The 17,883-nt window shown below is 66.7% G+C and carries 15 protein-coding genes; 11 read left to right on the forward strand and 4 right to left on the reverse strand.

Annotated features, from left to right (window positions below):
- The first annotated feature begins 459 nt into the window (after positions 1-459).
- Both CRO39_RS10710 and CRO39_RS21095 read left to right on the forward strand, forming a co-directional pair.
- Positions 460-2,784, forward strand: coding sequence for an alpha-L-fucosidase (locus CRO39_RS10710; RefSeq protein WP_097121929.1), 2,325 nt, complete (start codon positions 460-462; stop codon positions 2,782-2,784).
- Between the two features lie 144 nt (positions 2,785-2,928).
- Positions 2,929-5,154: a GDSL-type esterase/lipase family protein gene (locus CRO39_RS21095; protein ID WP_202926310.1), complete on the forward strand. Its 2,226-nt coding sequence runs from the start codon at positions 2,929-2,931 to the stop codon at positions 5,152-5,154.
- Between the two features lie 151 nt (positions 5,155-5,305).
- Here CRO39_RS21095 and prmC read toward each other — a convergent pair whose 3' ends face one another.
- A complete protein-coding gene (gene prmC, locus CRO39_RS10720) occupies positions 5,306-6,145 on the reverse strand; it encodes a peptide chain release factor N(5)-glutamine methyltransferase (RefSeq protein ID WP_097121930.1) in 840 nt (279 codons plus the stop codon).
- A 404-nt stretch (positions 6,146-6,549) separates the two neighbouring features.
- Between prmC and ahpC the strand changes: the two genes are divergently transcribed.
- The 5 genes from ahpC to CRO39_RS10745 all read left to right on the forward strand — a co-directional run bounded on the left by ahpC (position 6,550) and on the right by CRO39_RS10745 (position 11,849).
- Positions 6,550-7,113, forward strand: a complete 564-nt coding sequence (gene ahpC / locus CRO39_RS10725) for an alkyl hydroperoxide reductase subunit C (RefSeq protein ID WP_097121931.1) — start codon at positions 6,550-6,552, stop codon at positions 7,111-7,113.
- 248 nt (positions 7,114-7,361) lie between these two features.
- Positions 7,362-8,945, forward strand: coding sequence for an alkyl hydroperoxide reductase subunit F (ahpF, locus tag CRO39_RS10730; protein ID WP_097121932.1), 1,584 nt, complete (start codon positions 7,362-7,364; stop codon positions 8,943-8,945).
- A 207-nt stretch (positions 8,946-9,152) separates the two neighbouring features.
- Complete coding sequence (gene oxyR / locus CRO39_RS10735) at positions 9,153-10,115, forward strand: DNA-binding transcriptional regulator OxyR (RefSeq protein WP_097121933.1); 963 nt, start codon at positions 9,153-9,155, stop codon at positions 10,113-10,115.
- Positions 10,116-10,227: 112 nt separating this feature from the next.
- Positions 10,228-10,656: a nucleoside diphosphate kinase regulator gene (gene rnk, locus CRO39_RS10740; protein ID WP_097121934.1), complete on the forward strand. Its 429-nt coding sequence runs from the start codon at positions 10,228-10,230 to the stop codon at positions 10,654-10,656.
- A 209-nt stretch (positions 10,657-10,865) separates the two neighbouring features.
- A complete protein-coding gene (locus CRO39_RS10745; protein ID WP_097121935.1) occupies positions 10,866-11,849 on the forward strand; it encodes a transaldolase in 984 nt (327 codons plus the stop codon).
- A 175-nt stretch (positions 11,850-12,024) separates the two neighbouring features.
- On the opposite strand, the gene msrA is transcribed toward CRO39_RS10745, so the two are convergent.
- The 3 genes from msrA to CRO39_RS10760 all read right to left on the reverse strand — a co-directional run bounded on the left by msrA (position 12,025) and on the right by CRO39_RS10760 (position 13,696).
- Positions 12,025-12,675, reverse strand: coding sequence for a peptide-methionine (S)-S-oxide reductase MsrA (msrA, locus tag CRO39_RS10750; RefSeq protein WP_097121936.1), 651 nt, complete (start codon positions 12,673-12,675; stop codon positions 12,025-12,027).
- 14 nt (positions 12,676-12,689) lie between these two features.
- On the reverse strand, positions 12,690-12,962 hold the full coding sequence (locus tag CRO39_RS10755; RefSeq protein WP_097121937.1) for a putative signal transducing protein: 273 nt from the start codon (positions 12,960-12,962) through the stop codon (positions 12,690-12,692).
- Positions 12,963-13,027: 65 nt separating this feature from the next.
- Positions 13,028-13,696, reverse strand: a complete 669-nt coding sequence (locus CRO39_RS10760; RefSeq protein WP_097121938.1) for a glutathione S-transferase family protein — start codon at positions 13,694-13,696, stop codon at positions 13,028-13,030.
- Positions 13,697-13,870: 174 nt separating this feature from the next.
- Between CRO39_RS10760 and CRO39_RS10765 the strand changes: the two genes are divergently transcribed.
- The 4 genes from CRO39_RS10765 (at position 13,871) to rlmM (ending at position 17,824) form a co-directional block, all read left to right on the forward strand.
- Positions 13,871-15,580: a glutamine--tRNA ligase/YqeY domain fusion protein gene (locus CRO39_RS10765; protein ID WP_425479688.1), complete on the forward strand. Its 1,710-nt coding sequence runs from the start codon at positions 13,871-13,873 to the stop codon at positions 15,578-15,580.
- Positions 15,581-15,650: 70 nt separating this feature from the next.
- Positions 15,651-16,073 carry a hypothetical protein gene (locus tag CRO39_RS10770; protein WP_176520192.1) on the forward strand — a complete coding sequence of 141 codons (423 nt, stop codon included), beginning with the start codon at positions 15,651-15,653 and terminating at the stop codon, positions 16,071-16,073.
- Positions 16,073-16,633 (forward strand): nucleoside deaminase, encoded by a 561-nt coding sequence (locus CRO39_RS10775; protein ID WP_097121940.1) that lies wholly within the window; start codon positions 16,073-16,075, stop codon positions 16,631-16,633. Before CRO39_RS10770 ends, CRO39_RS10775 begins: the two co-directional genes overlap by 1 nt.
- Before the next feature lie 150 nt (positions 16,634-16,783).
- Positions 16,784-17,824 carry a 23S rRNA (cytidine(2498)-2'-O)-methyltransferase RlmM gene (gene rlmM, locus CRO39_RS10780; protein ID WP_097121941.1) on the forward strand — a complete coding sequence of 347 codons (1,041 nt, stop codon included), beginning with the start codon at positions 16,784-16,786 and terminating at the stop codon, positions 17,822-17,824.
- Positions 17,825-17,883: the final 59 nt, after the last annotated feature.

Below are 17,883 nucleotides of genomic sequence, written 5' to 3' on the forward strand. Positions count from 1 at the left end.
TCCAATCCCCGGACGCGTCCGCGCACCGCGGCGGTCGGTCAACGATGCAGCGGCGGAGTCCGTTGGCCGCTCGCTCCCACGAACAAGCGCTTGCTGATTTCCTGATTGCCCGCGAATACGCCACCGCCAGGCGCGAGCCGAAGCCGCTGCCGGGCTCCGCGCCACGCGTTGCAGCAGGTGGCGCCGACCCGTAATCGAATGTGAGGCCAAGATAGTCTGTTTCGATATGGAAATATGCCATCCCGCTATTGATGCGTCGCGACTTGACAGCGCTGTCAGCTTGACCCGATGGTGCCCATCACTATTGCTCGAAATTCGTCATCGTCCACGCGGCGAGGGTCCGCTGTCGCTGGCAGTCGCCTCGGCGTCCTGCCGTCTTCGCAACCAATGGCGCTGCGTTTCGGCGTCGGCTCGTTTGAATGACATGATCCTCCTGACTTGAGGCGACATATCCCCCGTATGAAACCGTTCGCATCCACTGCGCTGACCTTGGTCCTTGCGCTTGCTGCCGGCACGGCCGCCGCCGCGACGACAGCCCCCATCCCGTACGCCACCGAGCACGTCATCGCCGAAGGCGATTCGCCGGCCGTCATCGCCGAGAAGGCGGCGAAGGTGCTGCCACGGCCGAACCAGTCGGCCTGGATGCGGCTGGAGCGCACCTTCTTCCTGCACTTCGGCGTGAACACCTTCAACGAAGTGGAATGGGGAAGCGGACGCGAGGACGCCTCGATCTTCAACCCCACCGATCTGGATGCAAGGCAATGGTTGCGCGCCGTGCAGCAGCTCGATGGCAAGATGCTCGTGCTGGTGGCCAAGCACCACGACGGCTTCTCGATGTGGCCCAGCCGCTACACCACGCACTCGTCCGCCGCCAGCCCGTGGCGCGGTGGCAACGGCGATCTGGTGCGCGAGGTCGCCGATGCGGCCCGGGCCGCCGGGGTCAAGCTGGCCATCTATCTGTCGCCCGCCGACCTGTACCAACTCAGGACCAACCCCAAGAACCCGGCCGGCTACTACGGCAACGGCAGCCCGAAGCTGAAGTCGACCATTCCCACCGACCCGGCCAGCTTCAGCAGCGATCCATCCAGGGGCCGCACGCCACCCCCCGGCCTCAAGTCCTATACCTACGAGGTGAACGACTACAACCGCTACTTCCTCAACCAGCTCTACGAACTGCTGACCGAATACGGCCCCGTCCACGAGGTCTGGTTCGACGGTGCCAATCCCGACCCCAGCGTCCCCGAGACCTATGACTACGCGGCCTGGTACGACCTGATCCGCCAGTTGCAGCCGCAGGCCGTCATCATGGGAAAGGGGCCGGACGTGCGCTGGGTCGGTTCTGAAAGCGGCTATGGCCGCACTACCGAGTGGAGCGTGATCCCGCTGCCGACTTCGCCCGGGCACTTCCACTGGCCGGACATGCAGGGCGATGACCTGGGCGGCCGCGACAAGCTCAAGCCGGGAACGCACCTTTGGTGGTACCCAGCCGAGACCAACGTCACCCTGCTTGCCAACGGCCAGTGGTTCTGGGCCCGAAGCAAGCAACCGCGTCCGGTCACGCAACTGGTGGAAATCTTCTATGCCTCTATCGGCCGCAACGGCAACCTGCTCCTCAACCTCTCGCCCGACAATCGCGGACTGGTTCCCGACGACCAGGTCGCCGCGCTCGGCCAGATGGCAGAAATCGTCAACAAAACCTTTGCCAGGAATCTGGCGGGCGGCGCCCGCGTGACGGCGGACACTGCCGCGCCCGGGCGGCGCGCCACGGCGGCAAACGACGGCAAGCTCGATACCTGGTGGGAAGCGGCCCAGGGCCAGATCGGCGGCACGGTCACGCTGGAGCTGCCAGAGCCGGCAAGCTTCGACGTGGTGTCGCTGCAGGAAGCGGTGGATCATCGCGGCCAGCGCATCGAATCCTTCGCGATCGAGACCTGGAACGGCTCGGCCTGGGTGGCGGCCGAGCAGATCGCGTCCGACGAGCTGACCACGGTGGGCCATCGCCGGCTTATCCGGCTGAACTCGCCGGTGACCACAGACCGCTTGCGCGTGCGCATCAACGGCGCGCGCCTGGAACCCACGCTGGCCGAGGTCGGGCTATACAAGCAGTCGGTCGATCTGCTGCCGCCGACGATCGCCGACCGTGGTAGCGACGGCACGGTGCGCATCAGCCATCCGGCGGGCGGCAAGATCGTCTACACCACCGATGGAACCGCGCCCGATCCCGCCTCGCCCGTTTACAGCGCCCCTGTAGCGCTGCCGAAGAACGGCGTCGTCAAAGCCGCGCGGGTGCAGTCCGACGGACGGCTCGGCGTGATCGGCGCCCGCAACTTCGTCGCGCTGTCACCTGCCGGCTGGAAGGTCGTGGCCGCGGACAGCGAGGAAACCGCACAAGGCAGCAACGGCGCGGCGCTGGCCATCGACGGCGATTCGAACACCTACTGGCAAACCCATCGGGATGCGGATCTGAAACTGCCGCGCTCCATCGCGGTCGACATGGGCCAGACGCATCGCATCGCCGGCCTGGTGTACCTGCCGCGCCAGGATGGGCAGCTGAACGGCACGGTCGAGAACTTCCGCTTCGAAACCAGCGAGGACGGCGTGAACTGGGCCACTGCCGTTGAGCGCGGCACCTTCGCCAACGTGCGCAACAACCCCGATCTGCAGGAAGTGCGCTTCGCGCCGGTAAGAGCGCGCTACTTCCGCTTCACCGCACTGGACGATGTCTGGCGCAACGGTTGGACCAGTGCGGCGGAACTGTCCGTCATTCCGGCCGAGCCCGACTGAGCGGCCTGCGGGAATTCCATCGATGAACAGAGAGCACCGACAGCAAGCCGGCGGATACTTCGGATTCAACGCCGGTCGCTGTCGTCGTGCTGCATATGGCTCATTGAACCCCACTCCCATTCGTCGACCTTCTCCCATCAGCCCATGAACCCCATCACCAAGCTGCTGTTCGCCGCATCGCTGGTCGCCTGCGCCGTCGGTGCCCGGGCCGAGCCCGCCACCGATCTCGTCATCCTTCCCGCGCCCGCTGACGCCTGGCGCATCACCGTGGGCCACTGGGAGGGCCAGGCCGAACTGCGCGGCAATCGCGTGGCAGCGCCCCGCCCCACCGCCGAGTACGCGCGCGACAGCCATGCCGGCGCCAGCGCCGAAGGCCGCGACGGCCGCCGCGACGCGCTGCAGTTCGAGTGGAAGGATCTCTGGCTCGCCACGCTGCGCATCGAGAGCCCGCAGCCACTGGACCTGCGCCCTTACCTGGACGGCACGCTGGAGCTGGATCTGGACGTCGCCGACATGGCCCAGGGCGCAGTCAAGGTCAAGCTCGACTGCGGCCAGGACTGCGCGCGCAGCGTGAGCCTGATGGAGCAGGCGCGCACCAACGCCGGCGAGGGCCCGCAGCACGTCTCGCTGGCGATGGCCTGCTTCGTGCGCGAGGGCGCCGATTTCTCGAAGATAGCATCGCCGTTCCAGCTCGAGGGCAACGGCAGCGGCCGCGTCAGCGTGGCCAATGTGCGCCTGGTGCGCGACGGCAAGCCCAATACGGCCTGCCCCGACTACCGCACCGAATCGGTCACGCCATCGATGCTGAACGAATCGTGGGCGGTCGACTGGTGGCTGCCGCGGCATGAGGAGAAGCTGGCGCTGGCGCGCAAGCTGGTTGCCACCGGCCAGGGTCCCGAACTCGTCTTCATCGGCGATTCCATCACCCAGGGCTGGGAGAAGGAAGGACACGAAATCTGGCAACGCCACTACGCCGGCTACCACGCGTTGAACCTGGGCTTCGGCGGCGACCGCACCGAAAATGTGCTGTGGCGGCTGCAGCATGGCGCGCTCGATGGCCTCGCGCCCAAGGTGGCGGTGCTGATGATCGGCACCAACAACACCGGCCATCGCGCCGAGAACCCCGAGACCACGGCGGCCGGGGTCAAGCGCCTGCTCGCTGAGATCCGCCAGCGCCTGCCGGCCACCAAGGTGCTGCTGCTTGCCATCTTCCCGCGCGGCGAGAAAACGGACGATCCCCTGCGCAGCATCAACGAACGCGTGAACCGGCTCATCGCCGCCGAAGCGGACGGGCAAAGCGTGTATTTCCTCAACATCAATGCCGCGCTGACCAGCGCCGATGGCACGCTGTCGAAGGAGGTGATGCCCGACCTGCTGCACCCGAACGCGGAGGGCTACGCGATCTGGCAGCGGCAGATGCAGCCGCTGCTGCAGGAGCTTCTTGGCCAATCGCAGGACCTGGGCACCCCCGCGGCCGCCGGCGGCGGCGCGCAGGCCGGCACCGTCCTCGGGGCATCCGGGGAACGGACTCAGGAGCCGGGGCGCGAACGCGCCCAGGCCCGTTTCGGCCGCCCCGTCGTGCTTGCGGAAGACGACGTGCGCTTGTTCCCCGAGCCGCCGGCGGACTACCGCGTGCTGCCCGCCGCCGGCCTGCGCGGCCGCCTGGAGACCTTCGAATACGACTCGTCCGTCACCGCCACGCGCCGCAAGGCGCTGGTCTACCTTCCGCCCGGCTACTCGCCGGACAAGCGCTACCCCGCCCTCTATCTGCTGCACGGCATCGGCGGCAACGAACACGAGTGGACCGGCTACGTGAAAGCCGATGCCATCGTCGATAACCTCATCGCTGCAGGCAAGGCCGTGCCGATGATCGTGGTCATGCCCAATGGCCGCGCCCTGGCCGACGACAGTCCCGGGGAAAATCCTTTCGTTGCGGAGAAAGCAGTCGGATTCGCCAGGTTCGAACGCGAACTCCTGGACGACCTGATACCGGCGGTGCAGGCGAAATACGCGGCCTACACCGACCGGGATCGCCGTGGCCTTGCCGGTCTGTCGATGGGCGGCGGGCAGACGCTCAACTTCGGTCTGGGCCACCTCGACACATTCGCGTGGATAGGCGCGTTCTCCGCGGCGCCCAACACGCTGCCACCCGAACAGCTGGTGCCCGATCCGTCCGCCGCGCGGGCGCAGCTCAAGCTGCTGTTCATCGCCTGCGGCAACCAGGACGGACTGATCGACGTTTCGCAGGGCGTGCACCGCCACCTGCAGGTGCACGATGTGCCGCACCTGTGGCATGTCGATGACCACGGTCATGACGGCGAGGCCTGGGGCAGCCACCTCTATCACTTCGCCCAGCGCATCTTCCGCTGAACCTGCTCGCGGTTCCGCATCCGCCCACCCGCCCCAGCGCGAAGCGGCGGCCGGCCGCAAAAACCATGCGATAGGAATCTGGGCGCGACGCGGGTCGCCATTGCTCCCGGCAGACGGGGACGGGGAAAGCGTCCCGCCGCATCCGCGGCCGCTACCCCGGCCAGCGCCCCAGGCTGACGCGGTCGCGTTGCTCCAGGTCCTGGGCGGTGGAGACTTCGACAAAGCCCGACTGCGCCAGCAGCGCGCGTATGGCCTGGCCCTGCTCCCAGCCGTGTTCCAGCAGCAGCCAGCCTTGCGCGTTCAAATGCCGCGGCGCGCCGGCGGCGATCTCGCGGATGGCATCCAGGCCGTCCGCACCCGACGACAGCGCCGCTGCCGGTTCGAAACGCAGGTCGCCCTGCTGCAGATGCGGGTCCTGCTCGGCGATATACGGCGGATTGCTGACAATCACATCGAAACGCCGCCCCGCCAACGGCGCCAACCAGCTGCCGCTGTCGAATTCGACATTGCCGATATCGTTGGCGACCGCATTGCGGCGCGCCAGCGCCAGCGCAGCTGCGCTGATGTCGGTTGCCAGCACCCTCGCCTGCGGACGTTCGCTGGCGATGGCCAGCGCGATGGCGCCGCTGCCGGTGCCCAGGTCGGCCACGCGTACCGGCTGCCCGGGCGCAATCCGCGCCAGCGCCAGTTCGACCAGCAACTCGGTTTCCGGCCGCGGGATCAGCGTGTCCGGAGTGACCTGCAGGTCCAGTGTCCAGAATCCCCGGCTCCCGGTCAGGTAGGCGACCGGTTCGCCGGCAGCGCGGCGCGCGACCAGGTCAGCAAACCGTTCGGCCGTCTCGGCCGTGGCCGGTTCCCGCCCATGCATGAACAGCCACGCCCGCTCCCGGCCCAGCGCATGCAGCAGCAGCGGTTCGGCCTCGTGGCGGCCGATGCGGTCGCTGGCCTGGCGCAGCAACTGGTCGAGAGAAGAAGCCGGAAAGCTTGTCACAGCGAAGTACCAGACCTGTTAATGCTATCGGGACAGCTCACGCCCGCAACGGGTGCGTGCGGGAGGCAAAGAACGCGGAAGTGTATGTCGATATACCTCGGGCGAGGCGCGGTACCGCGCGCGGTGCCGGCAAACGGCTTGGCCCGTCTGCCACTGCGCCGCGGGCAATCACCTGACGACCGCGGGAAGGCAACGCAATCCGTCCCGGGCGTCAACAGCCTGGCGGCGCGGGATCGCCACTACCGGCAAGCTGTACTGGTGCGGCGCAGCAAAGAGCCAGTCTTTTCGAGTAATAGGCTAAAGCTATCGATTCAATTCCATTAATCAATTTGAAGAATCAATCGATGCTCCCTATCATTGCCCTCGTTCCGTTCCCCCCTTCTCCAACCACCAGAGGAAGCTCGATGTCCCTGATCAACACCCAGGTCCAACCCTTCAAAGCCACCGCCTTCCACAACGGCGAATTCGTCGAAGTCACCGACGCCACGCTGAAGGGCAAGTGGTCGGTCCTGATCTTCATGCCGGCGGCCTTCACCTTCAACTGCCCGACCGAGGTCGAGGACGCGGCCAACAACTACGCCGAGTTCCAGAAGGCCGGCGCCGAGGTCTACATCGTCACCACCGACACCCACTTCTCGCACAAGGTCTGGCACGAAACCTCGCCGGCCGTGGGCAAGGCGCAGTTCCCGCTGGTCGGCGATCCGACCCACCAGCTGACCCGCGCTTTCGGCGTGCATATCGATGCCGAAGGCCTGGCCCTGCGCGGCACCTTCATCATCAACCCCGAAGGCACCATCAAGACCCTGGAAATCCACGACAACGCCATTGCCCGCGACGTCTCCGAGACGCTGCGCAAGCTCAAGGCCGCCCAGTTCGTCGCCGCCCATCCGGGCGAGGTGTGCCCGGCCAAGTGGAAGGAAGGCGAAAAGACCCTGGCGCCGTCGCTGGACCTGGTCGGCAAGATCTGATTGCCGCGCTTCCGATTCGGATGCTGTTGATTGACCGCGACCTGCGATAGCGGGTTCGCGTAGCCGCACGGCCGCGGTATCCGGGCGCCCCGCCCGGATACCGCCGGTTCTCTCCGGATGCTTGCAGCAGCGGCTTGTGCCGCGACCGGACATCCCCCGACCGGCTCTCTCTCCCCGGTCCAAGCCGCTTCTGCAAGCGTCTTCGCAACACCCTTCTCTCCCCTCTCCCACCTTCCCGGAGCCGACCCATGTTGGATGCCAATCTGAAGACCCAGTTGAAGGCCTACCTGGAAAAGGTCGTCCGACCGATCCATATCGTCGCCAATCTCGATGCAAGCCCGAAATCCGGCGAAATGCAGGAGCTGCTGCGCGAACTGGCGCAACTGTCGGACAAGATCGCGCTGGAAGAACAGCAGGGCGGCAACGAACGCACGCCATCGTTCGCACTGACCTCGCCGGGCCAGGACATCCACCTGCGCTTTGCCGGCATCCCGATGGGCCACGAGTTCACTTCGCTGGTGCTGGCCCTGCTGCAGGTCGGCGGCCACCCGTCCAAGGCCGCGCAGGACGTGATCGAGCAGATCAAGGGCCTGGACGGCGACTACCGCTTCGAAACCTATTTCTCGCTGTCGTGCCAGAACTGCCCGGATGTGGTGCAGGCGCTGAACCTGATGAGCGTGCTGAATCCCAACGTCCGGCATGTGGCCATCGACGGCGCGCTGTTCCAGCCGGAAGTGGACGCGCGCCAGGTGATGTCGGTGCCGACCGTCTACCTCAACGGCGAAGTGTTCGGTGCCGGCCGCATGGGCGTAGAGGAAATCGTCGCCAAACTGGATACCAACTCCGCCGCCCGCGAAGCCGCAAAAATCCAGGCCAAGGCGCCGTACGACGTGCTGGTGGTCGGCGGCGGCCCGGCCGGCGCCGCGGCGGCGATTTATGCGGCGCGCAAGGGCATCCGCACCGGCGTGGCGGCCGAGCGCTTCGGCGGCCAGGTGCTGGACACGATGGCCATCGAGAACTTCATCTCGGTGCAGGAAACCGAAGGTCCCAAGCTGGCCGCGGCGCTGGAACAGCATGTCCGCAGCTACGACGTCGACATCATGAACCTGCAACGTGCCGAAAAGCTGATCCCGGGCCAGCAGCACGTCGAAGTGCAACTGGCCAATGGCGCATCGTTGAAGGCCAGGACGGTGATCCTGTCCACCGGCGCGCGCTGGCGGCAGATGAACGTGCCCGGCGAGAACGAATACCGCAACAAGGGCGTGGCCTACTGCCCGCACTGCGACGGCCCGCTGTTCAAGGGCAAGCGGGTGGCGGTCATCGGCGGCGGCAACTCCGGCGTGGAAGCGGCCATTGACCTGGCCGGCATCGTCAGCCACGTCACCCTGCTCGAGTTCGACAGCCAGTTGCGCGCCGACGCGGTGCTGCAGCGCAAGCTGCACAGCCTGCCCAATGTGCGCGTCATCACCAGCGCGCAGACCACCGAGGTGCTGGGCGACGGCCAGAAGGTCACCGGCCTGGTCTACAAGGACCGGGTGGGCCATGACGATCACCGGCTGGAGCTGGAGGGCATCTTCGTGCAGATCGGCCTGCTGCCCAACACCGAATGGCTCAAGGGCACGGTGGCGTTGTCGCCGCGCGGCGAGATCGAGGTCGACGCGCATGGCCGCACGTCGGTACCGGCGGTATTCGCCGCCGGCGATGCCACCACGGTGCCGTACAAGCAGATCGTCATCGCCATGGGCGAAGGTTCCAAGGCCGCGCTGAGCGCGTTCGATCATCTCATCCGCAGCAGCGCGCCGGCCGAAGCCGACGCCGCGGTGGCGGCCTGAGAAGCCGTGAAGTCGCCCGCGCAGCGGACGGCAAATGGTCGAGCCGGCGGCTTCGCCGCCTGCGAATGGGGGACGGCGGCGCAGTCTTGAGCTTTTCCGTTCTCCATTTACAGCGTCGAAGGCGCGACTTTCCGCCTCGCCGCCCGCGCAGCGGGCGGCTTTACCGTTTACAGTTGCCCCAGGCGGCTCACGAGGGAGGGCCCCAGCATGAATCTCCGCGATTTGAAGTACCTGGTGGCGCTGGCCGATCACAAGCATTTCGGTCACGCCGCCGCCGCCTGCTTCGTCAGCCAGCCGACCCTGTCCACGCAGATCAAGAAGCTCGAGGACGAACTGGGGGTTCCGCTGGTCGAGCGCGCCCCGCGCAAGGTCATGCTGACGCCGGCCGGGCGAGATGCCGCCGAGCGCGCGCGCCGCATCGTGGCGGAAGTGGAACAGATGAAGGAAGCCGCGCGGCGCAGCCAGGACCCGGAAGCCGGCACCGTGCGCCTGGGCATCTTCCCCACTCTTGCGCCGTATCTGCTGCCGCATGTGATCCCGCAGCTGCGCCAGCGTTTCCCCCACCTGGAGCTGCTGCTGATCGAAGAAAAGAGCGACGAGCTGCTGGCGCGGCTGCGCGAGGGCAAGCTGGACGCGGGACTGCTGGCGCTGCCGGTCCATGACGACCAGTTGCACGTCGAATTCCTGTTCGAAGAACCGTTCCTGTTGGCCGTACCGGAAAGCCATCCGCTGGCCGAGCGCGATTCGCTGACCCTGGCGGAGTTGTCCAACCAGCAGTTGCTGCTGCTCGAGGACGGCCATTGCCTGCGCGAACAGGCGCTGGACGTATGCCGCATTTCCGGGGCCAACGAGAAATCGGAGTTCCGCGCGACCAGCCTGGAAACGCTGCGGCAGATGGTCGCGGCCAATGTCGGCATCACCCTGCTGCCGGCATTGGCGGTCAAACCGCCAGTGGCGCGTTCGCAGAATATCCATCTGCTGGGGTTCAGCGATTCGGCGCCCAGCCGCCGTATCGCCATGTTGTGGCGCAAGAGCTCGGCGATGAGCGGCTTCTTGCTGCAGCTGGCCCAGGTGTTCCAGCAACTGCCTCAGGAGCTGTTCATGCCGGAAACGGCGGTTCCGCCGCAGATTCCGCCGCCGTTGGACGCCGCCAAACTCAGCGCGGCTTGAACCTGCCGCAGCAAGCGGCTACGGTACGGAAACAGAAAAAAACACGGGCGACGCGGCAACGCGGCGCCCTTTTCCTTATCGGCGCTTCACCGCCTTCAACGAGAACCTCGCAATGAACATCAGCACCAGCGGCCTGCCTCCCCCCATCGTCGTTTCCGATGGCGATTTCAATCGCCTGGAGCGGCTGCTCGATTCGCCGGTGCTGCGGCGGCTGCCGGCCGCGGTGGCGCTGATGGAAGAACTCAACCGCGCCGAAGTGCTGCCGGCGGAGCGGATGCCGGAAAACGTGGTCACTATGCATTCGACCCTGGAGTGCGAGGACGAGTTGACCGGCGAACACCGCGAACTGACCTTGGTATACCCGCATGAGGCCAATGTCGACAGCGGCCGGGTATCGGTGCTGGCGCCGGTCGGCAGCGCGCTGCTGGGGCTGGCCGTCGGCCAGAGCATCGACTGGCAGGCACCGGGCGGACGCCCGCTGCGGCTGCATGTGACCGCCATCCGCTACCAGCCCGAAGCGCACGGCGATTTCCACCGCTAGAACCGGTTCAAGCCCTTGCCGCGCTGGCCGTGTGGCGCGCGAGACGCGCTCGCATGCTCACATACCGCTGCCTATGCCGCCCATTCTGCGCCCCGCCGGCCCGCGACCTGGCCGCGCCCGCGGCGGACTTCGAACCGCTCCTGAGAGCTGAAGCAGGCCGGATTCCGGGGCATACTTGGCCTCCCCCCGCCCAACGTTGAAGAGTTCCGATGACTACCGCTGCAACACCTTCCAAACTGGACCAATTGCGCGAACTGTCCGTCGTGGTTGCCGATACCGGCGACTACGACGCCATCAAGCGGCTCAAGCCGGTCGATTGCACCACCAACCCCACGCTGGTGCGCAAGGCGCTGGATCTGCCGGTCTATGCGGACCTGATCGAACGCGAACTGGCCTGGGCGCGGGCGCAGGGCGATGCCGGCGAAGCGGTGGTCAACGAGGTGGCCGACCGCTTGACCGTCGGCGTCGGCAGCATGCTCAGTGCGCTGATCCCGGGCCGCGTCTCGACCGAGGTCGACGCCGATCTGGCCCACGACACCGCCGCTACGGTGGCCAAGGCGCACAAGTTCATCGCCATGTATGCCGAGCGCGGGATCCCGCGCGAGCGGGTGCTGATCAAGGTCGCCTCCACCTGGGAAGGCGTGGAAGCCGCGCGCCAGCTGCAGGCCGACGGCATCGACTGCAACCTGACCCTGATCTTCAACCGGACCCAGGCGCTGGCCTGCGCCGAAGCCGGCGCGTTCCTGATTTCTCCGTTCGTCGGCCGCATCCTGGACTGGTACGTCGCCAACGGGCAGATCCCGGCCAATATCGACGAAGACCCGGGCGTGGTGTTCGTGCGCGGCGTCTACGATGCGTTCAAGCGCCGCGGCCACCCGACGGTGGTGATGGGCGCCTCGTTCCGCTCCACCGCGCAGATCGAGGCGCTGGCCGGCTGCGACCGGCTGACCATCTCGCCGGATCTGCTGGAAAAGCTGGCCGCCGAAACCGGCGATCTGCCGCGCAAGCTGTCGCCGGCCGCCGCCGAAGCGGGCCCGGTCGCCGCAGTCACAGCCGAAAGCTTTGCGCTTGCGCTGCAGCAGGACCCGATGGCCAGCGAGAAACTGGCCACCGGCATCGAAGCCTTCGCCAACGACCTGCAGGCGCTGCGCGAAACCATCGCCAAGCGGCTGACCGAAACCGCAGCGGCCTAAGCGGCGGCCGGGGTGTTCCCTTGTAGGAGCGACGTGAGTCGCGAAGAAATAAAGGACAGGTTTCCTTCACCGGACCGCTGATGGAGGATTCGCATCTCTCTCTGCCCGGTGAGGCAGCGGTCGCGACCTACCGGTGCCGGCATGCCGGCACCACTCCTACAGGTTGGAAGGCGGCTCAGGCATCCAGGCCGATCGCGCAGCTCACTCCGGTGCCGCCGATGCCGCAGTAGCCGCCCGGATTCTTGGCCAGGTACTGCTGGTGGTAGTCCTCGGCGTAGTAGAACTCCGGCGCCGGGTGCAGGATTTCGGTGGTGATGGCGCCGTAGCCGGCGGCGCGCAGGCGCTGCTGGTAGGCATCGCGGCTGGCGATGGCCGCTTGGTACTGTTCCTGGCTGCTGCAATAGATGGCCGAGCGGTACTGGGTGCCGGTGTCGTTGCCCTGGCGCATGCCCTGGGTCGGGTCGTGGTTTTCCCAGAACACCTGCAACAGCGATTCGAACGGGATCTGCGCCGGGTCATGCACCACCAGCACCACCTCGGTGTGGCCGGTCTGGCCGGAACAGACTTCCTCGTAGGTAGGATTCGGCGTGCCGCCTCCGGCATAGCCTGCCGCAGTGGTAAACACGCCCGGCAGCGTCCAGAACTTGCGTTCGGCGCCCCAGAAACAACCCATGCCGAACTGCACCTGCTGCAGGCCGGCGAACGCGTCGCGCAGCGGGTGGCCGTTGACGAAGTGCGCGTTGTGCAACGGCAACGGTATCGGCCGCCCCGGCAGGACTTCCTGCGGCCGCGGCAGGCGTTGCTTGAAAGCGCCAATTCCCAACATGTCCGGTCTCCTGATCAGGCGGGGAACATCCCCAGGTCGCCGTCGGCGTCCGCATCCGAAATGGGGTCCGCGCTGACCGCATCCAAGTCCAGGCCGGCGATGACGTCCTGCGCCTGTTCCTGCGCACCATCGGGCACGCACACCCGCAACACGCCGAACAGCGGCAGTTCGCCCATGCCGCCGACCAGCGACTCGCCGAATACGAACGCCGGCAGGCCGGCGTCCTCCAGCGCGTGCTTGACCAGATGGGCATCGAACAGATTGTTGGCGCGATAGACGACCTGCATGGGCGTTCCTTTTGCCTGGGGGCTGTTGGCGCCCCCAGCATACGCCGGCAGGCGGTGAACGCAGGCTATCCGGGGCTGCGCAGCGCCTCGGTGGCGGCAATGGATTCGGTCTCCTGCGCCGCCGCCTCACGCCATTGACGCATCGCCGGCAGAGCGAACAGCGTTTCGACATAGGCCGCCGCGGTCTGCTCCAGCGCCACCCCGTAGCCGGCGAAGCGGATCGCCACCGGCGCGAACATCGCATCGACGATGCCGAACCGCCCGCACAGGAAATCGCCGTGCGCGCGGTTGTCCTGACGCAGGCCGCGCCAGAGTTGCTGGATACGCTGGATGTCGGCCTCGGCCGCGGCGTCCCAGCGGTAGCCGTCCGGCGCGCGCCGGCTGTTCATCGGCAACTGGGTGCGCAGCGCGGCAAACCCCGAATGCATTTCCGCCGCCGCCGCGCGCGCCTGCGCCCGCAGCGCCATATCGTCCGGCCAGCCCTGGCCTTGCAGCCAGCGCTCGTTGGCGTATTCGCAGATCGCCAGCGAATCCCAGACCGTCAGCGTGCCGTCGCGCAGCACCGGTACCTTGCCGGTCGGCGAATGGCGGCCGATCTCGGCGAAGAAGGCGTCGGTATCCAGGTTCAGCCGCAGTTCGTCGAATTCGACGCCGTGATGGCGCAGCAGCAGCCATGGCCGCAGCGACCAGGAGGAGTAGTTCTTGTTGCCTATCACCAGGACGGGTTTGTTCATCTTTACGGAGACTCGTGGCGGGAAGGGGCACAAGGATAGAACCTCAGGCCCTGCGCAGCGGCCGCCTCGGCTAAACTTGCGGTTTACCCTGCGTCAGCCCGCCCCATGTCCGAGTCCCCCGTTCCCGCCATCGCCACCGAAAGTCCAGACAACCGCGCCTCCAATGCCCCGGCAATGGCAAAACAGGATTTCATCCGCCAGATCGTCCGCGACGACCTGGCCGGCGGCAAGCACACCGCCATCAAGACCCGCTTTCCGCCCGAGCCCAACGGCTACCTGCATATCGGCCATGCCAAGGCGATCTGCCTGAACTTCGGCATCGCCGGCGAATTCGGCGGCGTCTGCAACCTGCGCTTCGACGACACCAATCCGGCCAGGGAAGACCCGGAGTACGTGGCCGCCATCCAGGACGACGTGCGCTGGCTGGGCTTCCAGTGGAACTCGCTGCGGCACGCCTCGGACTATTTCGAGGTCTACTACCGCGCCGCCGAAAAGCTCATCCGCAACGGCAAGGCCTTCGTCTGCGATCTGAGCGCCGAACAGGTGCGCGAATACCGCGGCACCCTGACCGAACCGGGCCGCAATTCGCCCTACCGCGACCGCAGCGTGGAAGAGAACCTGGATCTGTTCCGGCGCATGCGCGCCGGCGAATTCCCCGATGGCGCGCGTACCGTCCGCGCCAAGATCGACATGGCCAGCGGCAACATCAATCTGCGCGACCCGGCGCTGTACCGCATCAAGCATGTCGAGCACCAGAACACCGGCAACGCCTGGCCGATCTATCCGATGTACGACTTTGCGCATGCGCTGGGCGATGCGATCGAAGGCATCACCCATTCGCTGTGCACGCTGGAGTTCGAGGACCACCGCCCGCTGTACGACTGGTGCGTGGACAACGTCGATCTGGCCGGCAACGCGGAGCTGCTGCAGCCGCTGCTGGACAAGGGGCTGCCGAAGGAAGCCGCCAAGCCGCGCCAGATCGAATTCTCGCGGCTCAATATCAACTACACGGTGATGAGCAAGCGCAAGCTGATGGCGCTGGTGACCGAAGGCCTGGTTGATGGTTGGGACGATCCGCGCATGCCGACCCTGCAGGGCCTGCGCCGGCGCGGCTACACGCCGGCGGCGATGCGCCTGTTCGCCGAGCGTGTGGGCATCAGCAAGCAGAACTCGCTGATCGATTTCAGCGTGCTGGAAGGCGCGCTGCGTGAAGATCTGGATGCCGCCGCGCCGCGCCGGATGGCGGTGATCGACCCGGTCAAGCTGGTGCTGGCCAACCTGCCGGAAGGCCATGAGGAGACGCTGATCTTTTCCAACCATCCCAAGGACGAATCGTTCGGCAAGCGCGAAATTCCGTTCTCCCGCGAGTTGTGGATCGAACGCGAGGACTTTGCCGAAGTGCCGCCCAAGGGCTTCAAGCGCCTGATACCTGGCGGCGAAGTGCGCCTGCGCGGCGCCGGCATCGTCCGTTGCGACGAGATCATCAAGAACGATGCCGGCGAGATCGTCGAACTGCGCGGCTGGCTGGATCCGGAATCCCGCCCCGGCATGGCCGGCGCCGACCGCAAGATCAAGGGCACCATCCACTGGGTCAGCGCACAGCGCGCGGTGCCGGCAGAAATCCGGCTGTACGACCGCCTGTTCTCGGTGCCCGATCCCGATGACGAATCCGAAGGCAGGACCTACCGCGACCACCTGAATCCGGAATCGCGACGCACCGTGCAAGGCTATGTGGAGCCGGCGGCGGCCGCCGCCGCGCCGGAGCAATCGTTCCAGTTCGAGCGCAGCGGCTATTTCGTCGCCGACCGCCGCGATCACAACCCCGGCAAACCGGTGTTCAACCGCAGCGTCACCCTGCGCGATACCTGGGCCAGCAAGGGCTGACGATGCGGCGGGTTCACCCGCCGCTGTCGCGCCGACGTTAAGCTGTGCCCATTCAACCAGGAGAACCGCCATGCACCGCATCGTGTTGATTCTCGCCCTGACATGGCTGGCGCTGGCCGGCTGCGCAGCACCTGTATCGGTATCTTCAACGGCCGGCGACGGCAACCAGACGGGCGAAAGCGCGCCGCGGCCGGCTCCGCCGATGAGTTCGCCGACCCCGCCGCGCCAGGTACAGGCGCCGGTCGAGGTCGACTACAGCTGCCGCAGCAATGCCGACTGCGCGGTCAAGGATGTCGGCAACTGCTGCGGTTCGATGCCGGCCTGCGTTAATCGCAACAGTCCCACCAACCCGCAGGCGGTGCAGGCGCAATGCAGCGCGCGCGGCCTGGTCGGCGTCTGCGGCTTCCAGGAGATCTCCGCCTGCCAGTGCGTGTCCGGACGCTGCCAACCCGATCCGGCTTCCGATGCCTCGCAAAAGGTCCCTGTCCAGTAATGCTGCTCCAGCAAGTCCATCTCACCCTGCCCGCCTGGGCGCATGACGCCGTCGATACCGCCGCCACTTACGCCAGCGATGAGGAAAAGGTCGCTCTGGCGATCGAACTGTCGCGCCGCAATGTCGAGGCCTGCAGCGGCGGCCCGTTCGGCGCTGCCGTGTTCGGCCCGGACCACCGCATCATCGCCATCGGCGTGAACCGGGTGCTGCCGCATACCTGTTCGCTGGCGCATGCCGAGAACATGGCCTACATGCTGGCGCAGCAGCGCCTGCAGACGCCACGCCTGAACGAACGCATCGCCCCGGTCACGCTGGCCACCTCGTCGCAGCCGTGCTGCCAGTGCTATGGCGCCACGGTCTGGGCCGGCATCGACCGCCTGCTGATCGGCGCACGCGCCGAGGACGTGATGGAACTGACCGAGTTCGACGAAGGCCCGCTGCCGGCCGACTGGATCGGCGAACTGAACAAGCGCGGCATCGAAGTGGTGCGGGATCTGCGCCGTGAAGACGCGCGCGCGGTGCTGCGCGCCTACGGCGAGATGGGCGGTGACCGTTATTGACGGATCATTGCCAGGCAGGCGCGGTGCCGGCACGTCGGCACCTGTCAGTCGCGGACGCGCATCCGAAGCGCGTTTGCCTGCTTATTCGCCATCCGTACGCGCCGCGGCGCGGTCTTCATCACCCATGCTGGATGGCTATCGGGGCGCACCGTGAGCGGCCTGTTCTGCTACTGCCGCCAGGGTTTCGAACCGGAACTGGCCGCCGAGCTGAGCGAGCGCGCCGCGCTGGCCGGCCTGCCGGCCTATGCCAAGGCCAGTCGCAACGATGGTTATGTCGCCCTGATCGGCGACGATGGCGCCGCGCTTGACCGCGCCCTGCCATGGCGCGAGCTGATTTTCGCCCGCCAGAAGCTGCGGCTGATCGCCGAGTTGCGCGATATCGATCCCAAGGATCGCATCACTCCGATAATGGCGGCGCTGGCCGGCGGCCGTTACGGCGAGCTGTGGTCGGAGCATCCGGATTCGGACGCGGCCAAGCCGTTGGCCGGGCTGGCGCGCAGTTTCGCCAATGCGCTGCGGCCGGCATTGCGCAAGCAAGGGTTGCTGAGCGAGCAGGACGATCCGGATCTGCCGCGGCTGCATGTGGTGTTCGTGCAAGGCAATCATGTCTTTCTGGCCCGCAGCGATGCCCGCGACAGCGCGCCCTGGCCGTTGGGCATTCCACGCCTGAAGCTGTTGCCGGATGCGCCGTCGCGTTCGGCTTTGAAGCTTGAAGAGGCCTTGTTGGTGCTGCTCGATAACGACGAGCGGCAGCGATTGCTGAAACCGGGCATGACCGCCGCCGATCTGGGCGCCGCGCCTGGCGGCTGGACCTGGGTGCTGACCCGCCAGCATCTGCGCGTGGCAGCGGTGGACAACGGGCCGCTGCGCCAGCATGTACTGGACACCGGCCTGGTCGAGCACCTTCGCGCCGACGGTTTCCACTGGAAACCGGCGCAACCGCTGGACTGGATGGTCTGCGACATGGTCGAACAGCCGCGCCGGGTGGCCGAACGCATGGCAACCTGGCTGCGCGAAGGCTGGTGCCGGCACGCCATCTTCAATCTCAAACTGCCGATGAAGAAGCGCTGGGATGAAACCCGTTTGTGCCTGGACCTGTTCGCCGAACAGACGCAACGGCCGCTGAAGGTGCGCGCCAAGCAGCTGTACCACGACCGCGAAGAAATCACCGTGTTCGCCACGCCCCGATGACTCTTCCGGAATGATGTCGGTCGCGACGCGCTTTCCCGGGAAAGCTCTGTCGCGACTGA

Origin of the sequence: Pseudoxanthomonas wuyuanensis (genome assembly GCF_900215535.1) — a bacterium.
GTDB lineage: Bacteria > Pseudomonadota > Gammaproteobacteria > Xanthomonadales > Xanthomonadaceae > Pseudoxanthomonas_A > Pseudoxanthomonas_A wuyuanensis.